Raw genomic sequence first — 14556 nt, 5'->3', positions numbered from 1 at the left:
CCTTCCGTCGTTCTGCGACGCCTCGGACGCCGTCGCTCGGACGCCGTCGGTCAGATGCCGTCGGTCAGCTCGCGGGCCCGCTTGACGTCGTCGGCCATCCGGTCCAGCAGCGCGTCGATGGAGTCGAACTTCTCCATCCCGCGCAGGTAGGCCAGGAAGTCCACGGCCACGTGCAGCCCGTACAGGTCCAGGCCGACCCGGTCGATGGCGTACGCCTCGACGGTGCGGGTGGTGCCGTCGAAGGTCGGGTTGGTGCCGACCGAGATCGCCGCCGGCATCCGCTCGCCGTCGGCGGTCAGCCAGCCCGCGTACACGCCGTCCGCCGGGATCGCGCTGTGCGGCACGGTGTCGACGTTGGCGGTCGGGTAGCCCAGGTCGCGGCCGCGCTGCGCGCCGCGCACCACCACGCCCTCGACCCGGTGCGGACGGCCCAGCACCTCGTTGGCGCCGGCCATGTCCCCGGTCTCCACCAGTCGGCGGGTCAGGCTGGAGGAGAACGGCTCGCCGTCCCCGGCCGTGCCGCACACCTGGAGGTCGACCACCTCGACCTCGAAGTCGTCCGCCCGGCCCAGTTCGCCGAGCAGCTCGACGTTCCCGGCCGCCCGGTGCCCGAAGCGGAAGTTGGGGCCCTCGATGACGACCCGCGCGTGCAGCGCGTCCACCAGTACCTGCCGGACGAAGGTCTCCGGGGACTCCTGGGAGAACTCGGTGGTGAACGGCAGCACCAGCACCGCGTCCACGCCCAGCTCCGCGATCAGCTCGGCACGGCGCGGGTGCGGCGCGAGCAGCGGCGGGTGGCTGCCCGGGCGGATGACCTCGCGCGGGTGCGGGTCGAAGGTCACCACGACCGCCGGGACGCCCAGTTCGCGGGCCCGCTCGACCGCCCGCCCGATGATCAGCTGATGTCCTCGGTGCACCCCGTCGAACGAGCCGATGGTGACGACGCTGCGTCCCCAGTCCCCGGGGATCTCCTCCAGGCCACGCCAGCGCTGCACCTGACCGCTCCTTGTTCCGTACGGCGCGTACCCTCTGTACGCTCAAACGCTCAAAACCCGAACCCCTATAGCGTGCCATGCGCCTGCCCCGGCTCAGGCACCGGAATACGGGTTGAGCCCGCCGAGGGCCCCGCGGCCCGCCCGGAGACGGCCCGCTCGGCCTCCGCGGCGGCGTACTGCGGGTCCCGTCCGGCCGCCGCCAGGGCCCGCATCCGGGCCAGCCGGGGGCCGTCCGGGGCGGTCGGCGCGGCCCCGGACGGCCACCGGGCGAGCAGCCGGGCGAAGGCCGCCGACCGCCCGGCGCAGCGCACCAGCAGCTCGTCCGCGCCCGGCAGCCCGGTGCCGGCCCGGGCCAGCACCGCCCGGGCCCGGGCCGGGTTCTCGGCCGCGCAGTGCTCGGCGAGCCGCTCCACGGCGACGGTCAGCACCGCCGGGTCGGTCTCGGCGGCGAGCAGGGTGTCCAGCAGCTCGCAGCGCAGCGCGTCCGCCGCCGGGTCGGCCACCGGGACGGACAGCACCTCGGCGAACGGCCGCCGGACGGCCGCGCTGCGGGCCGCCAGCGCGGCGCCGATCAGCACCCGCAGCTCCAGCCGGTCGGCCGGGCCGGCGGCGGCGCGCGCCAGCCGGCGGCCGAGGTAGTCGACGGCGACCGGGCCGGCCAGCCCCGGGTTCCCGCGCAGCAGCCCGGCGGCCAGCTCGGCGCCCCGCCGCACGGCCGCCGGGGCGGTGGCGTCGGCGAGCACCCGCAGCGTCTCGGCGGGGGCCGCGCCGGGGGCGGCCGAGCACTCGGCGAAGGCCACCAGGACGGGTTCCGGGTCGCTCTCCAGGGCCGGGGCGAGCGCCCGCGGGGTGAGGAAGGCGTCGCCGCCGGCCCGCAGCAGGGCGAGCGCGGCCGGCAGGTGCTCGGCCCGGGTCGCCGGATCGCCGACCAGCAGCGCCAGCGCGGCCCCGTGCAGACCGGGCTCGTCCTCGCGGGCGAGCAGGGTCAGCGCGGTGTACCGCAGCAGCTCGACCCCGGCTCCGGAGGCGTACGGGGCGGTCCGCAGCGCGTGCACGGCCGCCGCGACGTGCCGTTCGGGCCGCCGGTCGTGGCTCCAGCGGTCCACCGCGCGGCAGAGCGCGGACGGCTCCTCGGCGGCGAGCACGGTGAGCAGCGCGTCCGCCCGCGGGTGCGCGGCGGCGGCCAGCGCGTCGGCCAACTCGTCCAGGGCGAGCCGCCGGTGGGCGTACAGCAGGTCGTGGGCGAGGTCGGCGACGGTGCGCCCCGGGCGGCCCGGCAGGCCGCGCGGGTCCTCGAACCAGGCGCAGAGCAGCGGGAACACCCCGACCGGGTCGGCGCGCAGCCGCTGGGCCACCACGGCGAGGAAGCGCTGCCCGGGGCCGTCGGCGGCCACCAGGCTGCGCAGCAGGGCGAGTTCGGCCTCGACGGGCAGGCCGAGGCCGGTCCAGAAGGCCGGCCCGAAACGGCCGAGCCCGGCCGCCGCGAGCGCCACCGCGCCCGTCCCGCCCGCCCGTTCGGCGATCCGGGCCGCCATCTGGTCGAGCAGCGCCCGGTGTTCGGCCGGGTCCGGGCCTGCGGCCAGGCCCTCGGCGAGCAACCGGGCCGCCCACCAGGCGGGTTCGCTGCCCGGCGGGCGCAGGTCCAGGGCGCGCCAGATCCGGTGCAGCCACGGGTCCAGGGCGCCGGCGCCCCAGGTCTCGGCCACCCGGCGCAGTGCGGCGGCGACCGGGCCGATCCGGTGCCGGGGGACGGCGTCCGCCCCGGCGGCCGTCTCCGCCGTCTCCGCCGCCGGGTGGCCGCCGGGCTCCGCCGGCTCGTCGGCGGGCCACGGCGGGGTGTCCTCGGCCTCGCCGAGCAGCAGCCGCAGCGCCGCGTCCAGGTCCAGGTGCCGGCCCTGCAGCCAGTCCGCGAACTCCCCGTGCGCGAAGCGGAACCCGGGCCCGGCCGGGACGAACAGGCCCTCGGCGAGCACCGCCGTGGCCCAGCCGCCCTCGACCGGGAACAGCTCCTCGAAGGCGGCCCGGTCCAGCCCGCCGCCCGACCGGCCGCCGAGCATCCGCCGGGCCGCCTCGTGCACCCGCCCGGCCACCGCCGCCGCGAGCCGGCGCACCCGCCGGTGCCGCGGCCCGGCCGGCCGCACCGCGCCCCGGCGGTGGGCGCCCGGGCGGCGCGGCCGGCCGTCCTCGGCCAGCCGCTGGGCCACCCGCAGGCAGCGCAGGTCCAGGAAGGCGTCGAACAGCTCGCCGCGGCGCACCGGCCCGTCGCGCAGCCCCTGGGCCCACAGCTCCCCGGCCAGCCGGACGGCCAGCGGGTGCCCGCCGTCCCCGGCGGCGGCCGGGTGGCCCGGTGGCAGCCCGTACCGGCGACGCACCCGCTCGGCCGCCTCGGGGGGCAGCGGGCCGAGCCGCTGCCCGGCCAGGCTCGGCCCGTCCGGGCCGCGGCCGTCCATCCGTACGGTGGGGGCGCTGCCCAGGTCGCCGTCCGGCTGCGGTTCGGCGGTACGGCGGGGGCCGGGCGTGCCGCTCCCCCAGGTCTCGGCCGCGAGCCGCTCCCAGAGCTCCTCGCCGCAGGCGGTGACCAGCCGGGCGCCGCAGCCGGTCAGCCACTGGCCGGCGCCGCGCAGCCAGCGCGCGTCCACCGCCAGCGGGGCCTCCTCGGGGCCGTCCAGGACCACCAGCAGGGGCCGGCCCGCCGCCGCGCACAGCGCCGCCACCGGCTCCGGCGCGGGCGCCGGGGTGCCGAGTCCGGCCGCGGCGGCGGCCAGCGCCCGCTCCAGCGGCTCGGCGAGCGAGCGGTCCCCGGCCCGCAGGTCGGCGCCGCGCAGCCAGAGGGTGGGCAGCGGGTGGGCGCCGCCGTGCCGGCGGGCGGCCAGCGCGGCCAGTTCGGTGGTGCGTCCGCTGCCGGGGGCGCCGACCAGTGCGGTGACGGTCGCGGCCGGCTCGTCCCCGGCGAGGCCGTCCGGCCGGTCCACCCGGTCGGCGGCCAGGTCGGCCACCCGGGCCGGCCCGGCACCGGCGGCCGTCACCTGGGCGGCGGTCAGCCGCAGCACCCCGGCCAGGTTGAGCGCCGGGCCGTAGCCGGGCACCGCCGCCGCGTTGCTCGCCAGCAGCCCGGCCAGCACCCCGGCGGCCGCCGTCCCGTCCGCGGGGCCCGCCCCCACCGCCACGGCCGGCAGCGCCCCGCCGTGCCGGGGGTCGCGCAGGGCGGGCGCGGCCAGCGCGACCACCGCCCCGCTGCGGGCGTCCAGCACCGGCGAGCCGGCCGGCACCGCGACCCCGCCGACCACCGGCACGTCCAGCAGCAGCACCTCGCCCAGCCGGTGCCCGCCGTACGCCGCGCCGGTGACCCCGAGCAGCCCGCAGCGCAGCGCGACCACCCGGCCGTCCTCCCCCGCCAGCGCGGGCAGCAGCACCTCGTGCCCGGCCGCGACGGCGGCCAGCGGCAGCGGCGGCACCGGCAGCCCGCCGACCGCCTCGGTGCGCAGCAGGGCGAGCCCGTGCCCGGGCAGCGGCAGCACGGCGTCCGGGCCGAGCACCCTGGTCTGCCCGCCGGGGGTGTGCAGGACGACCCGGTCCAGTCCGGCCACGCTCTCGTGTGCCGTCAGCACGCCTCCCTGCGGGTCGGCGACGAACCCTAAGCCGTGCAGCCGCCCGTTGAGGTCGCGGATCCGCAGCAGGTACCGCCCCGGATCGCCCTCCAGAAACCCCGGCATCCCATTGCCCCCTCGACCGTCGCTCGCCCGCCGCCCGGAGCCTGCCCGCGCGGGAGGCGGTCCGACCGCGCCCGCGCCGCTCACCACGGGCGTTCACTCCGCGCGCTCCCTCGTGCGGGTGAAAGGGGGTCCGGGAACGGGAAAGCCCCCGTCGGGACGATTCCCGACGGGGGCTCCGAGCAGCGGGGGCGTCAGCCGACGAAGACCGCGACCGGCTTCGCCTGCCCGCCCTTCTCCTCGACCAGCGCGAGGAAGCGCCCGTCCGGCCCGAACACCGCGATCGGCCCGTCCACGCCCATCCCGGGCGCCTTCAGCCGGGCGCCGTGCGACAGCTTCTCCGCCGAGGCCTCGTCCAGGTCCCAGCGCGGGAAGGCGGCCGCCGCGGCCTCGCCGATCGGCAGCACCTCGAGACCCTTGGCGGACTCGCCGGTGACGTCGGCCTCCAGCTGCTCCAGGGTGCGCGCCGACTCCACCCCGTACGGCCCGACCCTGGTGCGCCGCAGCGCGGTCAGGTGCCCGCCGACGCCCAGCCCGGCGCCCAGGTCCCGGGCCAGCGCCCGGATGTAGGTGCCGGAGGAGCACTCGACGGTGACGTCCAGGTCGATCACCGGCGTGCCGTCCTCGGCGACCGCCGCGCGCTGCCCGTGCACGGTGAAGGAGTGGATCGTGGTCGGCCGGGCCGCGAGCTCGAACTCCTCGCCCTCGCGCACCCGCGCGTACGAGCGCTTGCCGTCGATCTTGATCGCGCTGACCTTGGACGGCACCTGCATGATCTCGCCGGTGAGCGCCGCGATCCCGGCGTCGATCGCCTCCCGGGTGACGGCGTCGGCCGGGGCCGAGGCGGTGACCTCGCCCTCGCGGTCGTCGGTGACGGTGGTCTGGCCGAGCCGGATGGTCGCCTCGTAGGTCTTGGCGGTGAGCATCAGGTGGCCGAGCAGCCGGGTGGCCCGCTCGACGCCGATCACCAGGACGCCGGTGGCCATCGGGTCCAGGGTGCCGGCGTGCCCGACCTTCCGGGTCCCGGCCAGCCACCGCAGCTTGGCGACGACCCCGTGCGACGTGATGCCCTCAGGCTTGTCGACGATCACCAGGCCGTCCGGGCCGGTGCCTTTGCGCTTCATCGGGTTCTTTCTCTCAACAACAACAGCAGAGATGATCAACGTACCGGTCGCAGGGCGCCCCGGAACCGCTCGACCACCGCGGCCACGTCCTGCCGGACGCTGAATCCGGCCGCGAAGACGTGCCCCCCGCCGCCCAGTTCGGCACAGGCCGCGGCGACGTCCACCGCGCCCTTGGAACGCGAGGAGCCGCGCAGCGTGCCGTCCGGGTCCTGCTTGAGCACCAGCGCCACCTCGGCCTCGGCCGGGCGGCGCAGGATGTCGATCAGCCCCTCGATCTCCTCGACCGTGACGCTGAACAGCGCGAGGTCCTGGTACGGCACCCAGGTCCACACCAGGCCCAGCCCGTCCGCCGCCTCCGGCTCGTAGACGGCCCGGTCGAGCGCGCCCGCGAGCACCTTGAGATAGCCGAAGGAGGAGGTGTCCCACAGCTGCCGGGCGATCAGGTCGTGCCGGATGCCGGTGGCCAGCAGCCGGGCGGCCAGCTCGTGGGTGGCGGGCGTGGTGGCCCGGTACTTGAACGAACCGGTGTCGGTGGCGACACCGGTGTAGAGGCAGGTGGCCAGCTCCTGGTCCAGCTCCACGCCGAGCCGGCGCAGCAGTTCGTCGACCAGCACGGCGGTGGCCGGCGCGGTCGGGTCGATCAGCTGGTGGGTGCCGAAGCCCGGGTTGGAGGCGTGGTGGTCGAGCACCACCAGGACGGGCGCGGCGAAGGCCTTGGCGTGCAGCAGGCCGAGCCTGCTCTCCGCGGCCACGTCGAAGCAGAGCACCAGTTCCGGCACGTCCGGCACCTCGACGGCCGGCACGATCAGCTCCTGGCCGGGCAGGAAGGCCAGCGACTCGGGCACGACCTGCGGGTCGTCGCCGAAGGAGACCCGCACCTGCTTGCCGAGCGCGCGCAGCGCCAGCGCCGCCGCCAGCGAGGAGCCCAGCGCGTCGCCGTCCGGGCAGATGTGGCAGATCAGGTCGATCGAACGGGCCCGCCCGATCTCCGCCACCACCTGCTGCCAGAGCAGCTCGAACCCGCTCTCCTCGGCGCGCGGGCCCGGAAGCGCCACGAGGGCACCCTCCACCGTGCTGGTGGAGGACGCCCCCGTGGTCGATCCGGCTCGCGAGGCGGCCTGCGCCGGCTCACCCGCCATGACTACTCGTCCTCGTCGTCACGCTCGGCCGCCGGAACCCGGTACGGGTCCGCCTCGCCGGCGTAGCTCGCCCCCGCGGCCCGGGTGCGCACGGCGGCGTCCGAGTTGCGGGCCCGGTCGAGCAGGTCGTCGATGTTCCGGGCGTTGTCCGGCAGCGCGTCCGCGACGAAGGTCAGCGTCGGGGTGAAGCGCACCCCGATCTTGCCGACCTCGGAGCGGATCACGCCCTTGGCGCTCTCCAGCGCGGCCGCGGTGGCCTCGCGCTCGGTCTCGTCACCGAAGACGGTGTAGAAGACGGTGGCCTCGCGCAGGTCCCCGGTCACCCGGGTGTCGGTGATGGTCACGAACCCCAGTCGGGGGTCCTTGATCCGCCGCTCCAGGGTCTGGGCGACGACCACCTGGATGCGGTCGGCGAGCTTGCGCGCCCTAGCGGTGTCGGTCACGTTGCCTCCTCGTGCAATGGGCCCGGTACCCGGGAGAACTGCGCACCCGTCGGGGCCCACGCCCCAAAGTACCGGCCCGCGCCCGGCCTTGCGGGCGCTCTCGGTCCTGATCCGTGTGAGAACGGCGACTTCCGTCGGCCGGCTCCACGGTCCTCATTCGTCGTCGTCGTTGTGGTACCGCCGCCTCGCGGAGAGGAGCTGTACCTCGGGGCGGCCGGCGACCAACCGCTCACAGCTGTCCAGGACCTCGGTGACGTACCCGGCTTCGCCGGAGACCACCGCGAGGCCGATCTCGGCCCGGCGGTGCAGGTCCTGGTTCCCGGTCTCGGCAGCGCACACGCTGTACTTGCGCTGCAGTTCGGCCACGATGGGCCGCACGATCGAACGCTTCTCCTTGAGCGAGTGGACGTCGCCCAGCAGCAGGTCGAAGGTGAGTGTTCCCACGAACATGTATGACAGGTCTCGCCGACCTGGAAGGCCTCGGGGAGCAGCCCGGAAACGGGCTGGCGCCACTGTGTGACTACCCCGGACCCTACACAGCGAGACCGGGGCCGGTCGACGGAAATACCACCCGTCGACCGGCCCCGGCTGACACCGACTAGGCGCGCGGCTTCTCGCGCATCTCGTAGGTCTCGATGATGTCCTCGACCTTGATGTCGTTGAACGACCCCAGGGTGACACCGGCCTCGAAGCCCTCGCGGACCTCGGTCGCGTCGTCCTTGAAGCGGCGCAGACCCTCGATGGTGAGGCTCTCCGCCACGACCTTGCCGTCGCGGATGAGGCGGGCCTTGGCGTTGCGGCGGATGATGCCGTCGCGGACCAGGACACCGGCGATGTTGCCGAACTTGGAGGAGCGGAAGACCTCGCGGATCTCCGCGGCGCCGAGGCGCACCTCCTCGTACTCCGGCTTGAGCATGCCCTTGAGGGCGTTCTCGATCTCCTCGATCGCCTGGTAGATGACCGAGTAGTACCGGACGTCCACGCCTTCCTTGTCGGCCGCGGCGCGCGCACGGCCTTCGGCGCGCACGTTGAAGCCGATGATGATGGCGTCCGAGCCCATCGCCAGGTCCACGTCGGACTCGGTGATGGCACCCACACCGCGGTGCAGGACCCGGAGCTCGACCTCCTCGCCCACGTCCAGCTTGACGAGGGCGTCCTCGAGGGCCTCGACCGAACCGGAGACGTCACCCTTGATGATGAGGTTGAGCTGCTCGATGGAGCCGGCGGCGATGGCCTTGTCCAGGTCCTCCAGGGACACCCGGACCCGACGCTGCGCGAAGGCGGCGTTGCGGTCGCGGGCCGAGCGCTTCTCGGCGATCTGACGGGCGGTGCGGTCCTCGTCGACGACGATGAAGCTGTCGCCGGCGCGGGGCACCGAGGTCAGACCGAGCAGCAGCACCGGACGGGACGGGCCCGCCTCGGCGAGGTTGTTGCCGTTCTCGTCCAGCATGGCGCGGACGCGGCCGTAGGCGTCGCCCACGACGATCGAGTCACCGACGCGGAGGGTACCGCGCTGGACCAGGACGGTCGCCATGGCGCCGCGGCCCTTGTCCAGGTGGGCTTCGATCGCAATACCCTGCGCGTCCTGCTCGGGGTTGGCCCGCAGGTCCAGCGAGGCGTCCGCGGTCAGGACCACGGCCTCCAGCAGCTGGTCGATGTTCAGGCCCTGGCGCGCGGAGATGTCGACGAACATGGTGTCGCCGCCGTACTCCTCGGCCACCAGACCGAACTCGGTCAGCTGACCGCGGACCTTGGTCGGGTCGGCGCCCTCGACGTCGATCTTGTTGACGGCGACCACGATCGGCACACCCGCGGCCTTGGCGTGGTTCAGCGCCTCGACCGTCTGCGGCATGACACCGTCGTTGGCCGCGACCACCAGGATCGCGATGTCGGTGGACTTGGCACCACGGGCACGCATGGCGGAGAACGCCTCGTGACCCGGGGTGTCGAGGAAGGTGATCGGGCGCTCTTCGCCGTTCACCATCGTCGCCACCTGGTAGGCACCGATGTGCTGGGTGATGCCACCGGCCTCGCCGGCCACCACGTTGGACTTGCGGATCGCGTCCAGCAGGCGGGTCTTACCGTGGTCGACGTGACCCATGACGGTGACGACCGGCGGACGCGGGGCCAGCTGGTCCTCGTCGCCCTCGTTGGCACCGAAGTCGATGTCGAACGACTCCAGCAGCTCGCGGTCCTCGTCGTCCCGGCTGACGATCTCCAGCTGGAAGCCCATCTCGCCGGCCAGCAGCTCGAGGGTCGCGTCGGAGACCGACTGGGTCGCGGTGACCATCTCACCGAGGTTGAACATGACGGAGACGAGCGCGGCCGGGTTGGCGTTGATCTTCTCCGCGAAGTCCATCAGCGAGGCGCCGCTCGACAGGCGAACGGTCTGGCCGTTGCCGCGAGGCAGCATCACACCGCCGACGGACGGGGCCTGCATGGCCTCGTACTCCTGGCGCTTCGCCCGCTTCGACTTGCGACCGCGAGCCGGGCGACCGCCCGGGCCACGACCGAAGGCACCCTGCGTGCCACCACGGGCACCCGGGCCACCGGGACGACCGCCGAAGCCGCCGGGACGGGGGCCGAAACCGCCGCCACCACCGGGGGCGCCGCCACCCGGACGCGGACCGCCGAAGCCGCCGCCACCGGCCGGACGCGAGCCCGGACCGGCCGGACGACCCTGGAAGCCGGGACGGGCACCGCCGGCGCCGCCCGGACCACCCGGACGACCGCCGGGGCCACCGGGACCACGGCCACCGGGGCCCGGACGCGGGCCGGCCGGACGCTGCGGCATCATGCCCGGGTTCGGGCGCGGCATGCCGGACGGGGACGGCGCGCCGGGGCGCGGACCGGCCGGACGCGGCATGCCGTCGGGACGCGGGGCGCCACCCGGACGGGGGGCACCGGCACCCGGGGCACCGGCGGGACGCGGACGGTCGCCACCGGGACGCGGCGCACCGGCACCCGGGGCACCGGCGGGACGCGGACGGTCGCCGCCCGGACGCGGACGGTCGCCACCCTGGGCACCACCCGGACGCGGAGCACCGCCCTGACCACCCTGACGGCGGTCGCCGGGGCGGCCCATGCCGGTGGCGCTACCCGAGGTGAACGGGTTGTTGCCCGGACGCGGACCGGCCGGACGCGGGCCCGGACGGGCACCGCCGGAGGCCTGGCCGCCACTCGGGCGCGGGGCCTGGGCGGCGGGACGCGGGGCCTCGGCCGGAGCCGGCGAGGAGAACTCGGCCGCGGGCGCGGCCGGAGCCGCCGGAGCGGCGGGACGCGCGGCCGGACGCGGGCCCGGAGTCGGAGCGCCCGGCTTCGGGGCACCCGCTCCGGCCGCGGGGGCCGCAGGGGCGGCGGCCGGCGCGGAAGGCGCGGCGGCAGCCGGGGTCGGACGGGGACCAGGGGTCGCGCTGGGGCGCGGACCCGGGGTCGGAGCGCCCGGCTTCGGGGCACCCGAGCCGGCCGCGGGGGAGGGCGCCGCGGGCTTCCGCGGGCCCGGCTTGGCAGCGGAACCACCACCGGTGGGGGCCACACCAAGCGCGTCAGTCAACTTGCGTACGACCGGCGCCTCGATCGTCGAGGACGCCGAACGGACGAACTCGCCGAGCTCGGTGAGCTTGGCCATGACGGCCTTGCTCTCCAAGCCAAGCTCCTTGGCGAGTTCATAAACCCGGACCTTAGCCACTTCACTCCTGTCTATGAGTCCGGGGGTCTCGTCCGCCGGACTGTCGCTACTTCATGGGCGTACCCATCGCGTACTCATCGCGTACTCATCGAGAGCTCATCGCAATCTCGACCTACTTCCACATCGCGAGGTACCTGACTGGTGGCACGGCGCGCGGCTGCCCGAGCGCTGTGCTTGTTGCGGTGGTTCTCCGCCGCGCGAGCGGCGAGTGTCGCGGGAGGCCGCCCGGCTAGGGGGCTCCGCCCACCAGCTCCCCGATGAACCCGCGGAGCCGCTCGGTGTCGAGCGCGCCCTGGAGCCGGAAGGCCCGGGGGAACGCCCGACGGCGGACCGCGAGGTCGAGGCAGGCCGGATCGGGGTGCAGGTGAGCTCCCCGGCCCGGGAGTGCGCCGCGGGGATCAGGGACGCACTCGCCCTCGACCGCCGTGACACGCAACAGCTGGTGCTTGGCCGCTCGCTTGCGGCAGCCCACGCAGGTGCGTTCCGGGCGTGCTCGGACATGCGTCCGGCCAGACGAAGGCAAGTCTACCCCTCCGAAGCGACATGGCGCCGCCCCGCCGATCCCGGAGGACCGGCAGGGGCGCACACGACAACGATGATTACCGGGCCTGCGATTCCTCGGCGGGGACCTCGGTGTCCGGCCGGATGTCGATCCGCCACCCGGTCAGGCGCGCGGCCAGGCGGGCGTTCTGCCCCTCCTTGCCGATCGCCAGCGACAGCTGGTAGTCCGGCACGATCACCCGGGCGGAACGCTGGGCGGCGTCCACGATCTCCACGCTGGTCACCCGTGCGGGCGACAGGGCGGCGGCCACCATCTCCCGGGGGTCCTCGGACCAGTCGACGATGTCGATCTTCTCGCCGTGCAGCTCGCCCATCACGGCGCGCACCCGGGAGCCCATCGGGCCGATGCAGGCGCCCTTGGCGTTCAGGCCCTGGCGGCGCGACCAGACCGCGATCTTGGTCCGGTGGCCGGCCTCACGGGCGATCGCCGCGATCTCCACGCTGCCGTCCGCGATCTCCGGGACCTCCAGCGCGAACAGCTTCTTCACCAGGCTGGGGTGGGTGCGCGACAGCGTCACCGAGGCCCCGCGCACGCCGCGGCGCACGGCCACCACGTAGCACTTCAGGCGGGTGCCGTGCCGGTAGTCCTCGCCCGGGACCTGCTCCTGCGGCGGCAGGATGGCCTCCAGCTTGCCGATGTCGACCAGCACGTTCTTCGGGTCGTTGCCCTGCTGGACGACACCGGTGACGATGTCGCCCTCCTTGCCCGCGTACTCACCGAAGGTCTGGTCGTCCGCGGCGTCGCGCAGACGCTGCATCATCACCTGGATGCCGATGCTGGACGCGATCCGGCCGAAGCCGCTCGGGGTGTCGTCGAACTCCTTCGGCTCGACGCCCTCGTCCAGCTCCGCCGGGTCCTCCATCGCCCACACGGTGACGTGGCCGCTCTTGCGGTCCAGGTTCACCCGGGCCCGCCGGCGCGAGCCCTCGGTGCGGTGGTACGCGGTGAGGAGGGCGGACTCGATGGACTCGACCAGCAGGTCGAAGGGGATGTTCTTCTCGTTGACCAGCGTGCGCAGGGCACTCATGTCGATGTCCACGGCTACGCCTCCTCGTCTTTCGTCACGTTCGTCATGGTCGTACGGCACCGGGGGTTCACTCGGCGCCGTCCTCCCCCTCGTCGAAGTCCGCGGCCTCGTCCAGGAGCTCGTCGTCCTTGCGGTTGAACTCGACCTGGACGCGCGCCCGGGCCACCTCCGCGTACGCCAGACGGCGCTCCTTCGGACGGCCGCGTCCCTTCACCGGCTGCACCTCGACCAGTGCGCCGTCCTCGTCGGCCTCCAGCACCCGGGCGACGATCTCCCCGCCGTCCTCCAGGTGGATCTTGGCCAGCCGACCCTCGGCGCGCTGCCAGTGCCGGGGCAGGACCAGCGGACGCTCCGCACCCGGCGAGCCGACCTCCAGCAGGTACGCGTCGTCCCCCATCAGGTCCGACTCGTCCAGGGCCTCACCGACCACCCGGCTGAACTCGGCGATGGCGTCCATGTCCACGCCGCCGTCGGTGTCGACGTCGATCTGCACCTGCCGACGGCTGCCCGCCCGGGTGACCCTGACGTCCTCCAGATCCAGTCCGGCCTGCTCGGCCAGCGGCTCCAGCAACGCTCGCAGCCGGTCGGTGTGGGTGGTGCTCATCCGGGTGGACTCCTCGGCCGCGTCTGCTGTTGTCAGAAGGTCGCCCCGCGCCCCCGGTGTGCCACACCGGGTCACGGCAGCTCGGCCCAAAGCCTATCCGGTCAAGCCCCCAACCACCGATTCCGGACCTCCGCCGACCACGCCCACGCCACCCACTGCGAGCAAGCTCACACCCGGCACGGCATCCCCGAACCGCACCCGGGAACGTGGGGATTCTGTAATCATTCACGCCAACGAGGGCAGGCAGGGAGGCCGTCCTCCCGTACCCGCCCGGAGTGATCCCGATGCAGCCGCCCAGCCGACGGACCTTCCTGGCCCTCGGACTGCTCACCACCCTCACCGCCTGCACCGCCGCCCCCCACGGCGCCCACCCGGCCGGCCCCACCCCACCCCGCGACCTCGACACCCCGGCCCGCCTGCGCGCGATCGCCGACACCGACCTCCTGCTCGGCGCCTACGACAGCCTGCTCACCGCCCCGGGCGCCCAGACCGCCCTGCTCCAACCGCTGCGCGACGACACCGCCCGGCACCGCGCCGCCCTCGCCCAGGGCCTGCCGAGCGCGAGCCCCTCCCCCACCGGCACCCCGTCCCGCGCCCTCCCCACCCTCCCCGAGCTGGCCCTCATGGAGCACCGGACCGCCGAGTCCCACCTCCAGGGCCTCGACGAGGTCAGCCCGCCCCTCGCCCGCCTGCTCGCCTCCGTCTCCGCCGGCAACGCCCTGCACGCCGCGGCCCTCGGCGACCAGACCCCCGTCAAAACCCCCGACGGCACCACCACCGCCGGCAGCACCACCACCGAACGCGCCGCCGACGCCAACGCCGCCGTCCCCGCCCTCCAAGCCGCCCTCAGCGCCGAACACGCCGCCGTCTACGGCTACGGCGTGGTCGGCGCCCACCTCCCCGACGACCCCCAGCGCACCGCCGCCCGCACCACCCACGCCGCCCACCAGGCCCAACGCGACGCCTGGCAACGCCTCCTCACCTCCGTCACCGCCGCCCCCACCCCCGCCGCCGCCGGCTACCAGCTCCCCTTCCCCGTCACCTCCCCCACCGACGCCGCCAAACTCGCCGTCCACCTGGAAACCCGCCTGACCACCACCTACGCCGACCTGCTCCTCACCCTCCCCACCCCCTACCGCCCCTTCGCCGCCACCGCCCTCCGCGAAGCCACCCTCCGCGCCCACACCTGGGGCGCCCCCACCCCCGCCCTCCCGGGCATCCCCACCTGACACCCCCTTCAGCGGGCGCGCCGGGCGAAAGCCCG

11 protein-coding genes are annotated in these 14556 nt (G+C 75.2%); 1 reads left to right on the top strand and 10 read right to left on the bottom strand.

Translation table 11 applies throughout. The features are described 5' to 3' along the window. Positions 1–50: 50 nt before the first annotated feature. The 10 genes from ACFRQN_RS35560 to rimP form a co-directional block, all read right to left on the bottom strand. Entirely contained in the window at positions 51–995 is a 945-nt protein-coding gene (locus ACFRQN_RS35560; protein WP_074006407.1) for a bifunctional riboflavin kinase/FAD synthetase, read from the bottom strand. Between the two features lie 65 nt (positions 996–1060). After that, on the bottom strand, positions 1061–4708 hold the full coding sequence (locus ACFRQN_RS35555) for a serine protease (RefSeq protein WP_380744640.1): 3648 nt from the start codon (positions 4706–4708) through the stop codon (positions 1061–1063). 191 nt (positions 4709–4899) lie between these two features. Then, entirely contained in the window at positions 4900–5829 is a 930-nt protein-coding gene (truB, locus tag ACFRQN_RS35550) for a tRNA pseudouridine(55) synthase TruB (protein WP_074006405.1), read from the bottom strand. A gap of 35 nt (positions 5830–5864) precedes the next feature. Beyond that, positions 5865–6968 carry a bifunctional oligoribonuclease/PAP phosphatase NrnA gene (locus ACFRQN_RS35545; RefSeq protein WP_079272940.1) on the bottom strand — a complete coding sequence of 368 codons (1104 nt, stop codon included), beginning with the start codon at positions 6966–6968 and terminating at the stop codon, positions 5865–5867. A gap of 2 nt (positions 6969–6970) precedes the next feature. Beyond that, complete coding sequence (gene rbfA, locus ACFRQN_RS35540; protein ID WP_049658664.1) at positions 6971–7411, bottom strand: 30S ribosome-binding factor RbfA; 441 nt, start codon at positions 7409–7411, stop codon at positions 6971–6973. Positions 7412–7564: 153 nt separating this feature from the next. Further along, positions 7565–7861 (bottom strand): DUF503 domain-containing protein, encoded by a 297-nt coding sequence (locus tag ACFRQN_RS35535; RefSeq protein ID WP_030289887.1) that lies wholly within the window; start codon positions 7859–7861, stop codon positions 7565–7567. 148 nt (positions 7862–8009) lie between these two features. Beyond that, positions 8010–11099: a translation initiation factor IF-2 gene (gene infB, locus ACFRQN_RS35530; RefSeq protein ID WP_380744638.1), complete on the bottom strand. Its 3090-nt coding sequence runs from the start codon at positions 11097–11099 to the stop codon at positions 8010–8012. A 229-nt stretch (positions 11100–11328) separates the two neighbouring features. Next, positions 11329–11622: a YlxR family protein gene (locus ACFRQN_RS35525; RefSeq protein WP_074006403.1), complete on the bottom strand. Its 294-nt coding sequence runs from the start codon at positions 11620–11622 to the stop codon at positions 11329–11331. A 76-nt stretch (positions 11623–11698) separates the two neighbouring features. Beyond that, complete coding sequence (gene nusA / locus ACFRQN_RS35520) at positions 11699–12700, bottom strand: transcription termination factor NusA (RefSeq protein ID WP_049659751.1); 1002 nt, start codon at positions 12698–12700, stop codon at positions 11699–11701. Positions 12701–12755: 55 nt separating this feature from the next. Then, positions 12756–13292: a ribosome maturation factor RimP gene (rimP, locus tag ACFRQN_RS35515; RefSeq protein WP_074006402.1), complete on the bottom strand. Its 537-nt coding sequence runs from the start codon at positions 13290–13292 to the stop codon at positions 12756–12758. Positions 13293–13576: 284 nt separating this feature from the next. On the opposite strand from rimP, the gene ACFRQN_RS35510 reads away from it, so the two are divergent. Continuing rightward, on the top strand, positions 13577–14521 hold the full coding sequence (locus tag ACFRQN_RS35510) for a ferritin-like domain-containing protein (protein ID WP_380744636.1): 945 nt from the start codon (positions 13577–13579) through the stop codon (positions 14519–14521). Positions 14522–14556 lie beyond the last annotated feature (35 nt).

Origin of the sequence: Kitasatospora sp. NPDC056800, assembly GCF_042789775.1 — a bacterium.
GTDB lineage: Bacteria > Actinomycetota > Actinomycetes > Streptomycetales > Streptomycetaceae > Kitasatospora.
This window is presented reverse-complemented; position numbering and strand designations above follow the sequence as displayed.

Bases quoted from the DNA above. Each gene is read 5' to 3' on its own strand.
- ACFRQN_RS35555 (WP_380744640.1), bottom strand. From the start codon at position 4,708: ATGCCGGGGTTTCTGGAGGGCGATCCGGGGCGGTACCTGCTGCGGATC.
- truB (WP_074006405.1), bottom strand. From the start codon at position 5,829: ATGAAGCGCAAAGGCACCGGCCCGGACGGCCTGGTGATCGTCGACAAG.
- ACFRQN_RS35545 (WP_079272940.1), bottom strand. From the start codon at position 6,968: ATGGCGGGTGAGCCGGCGCAGGCCGCCTCGCGAGCCGGATCGACCACG.
- ACFRQN_RS35535 (WP_030289887.1), bottom strand. From the start codon at position 7,861: ATGTTCGTGGGAACACTCACCTTCGACCTGCTGCTGGGCGACGTCCAC.
- rimP (WP_074006402.1), bottom strand. From the start codon at position 13,292: ATGAGCACCACCCACACCGACCGGCTGCGAGCGTTGCTGGAGCCGCTG.
- ACFRQN_RS35510 (WP_380744636.1), top strand. From the start codon at position 13,577: ATGCAGCCGCCCAGCCGACGGACCTTCCTGGCCCTCGGACTGCTCACC.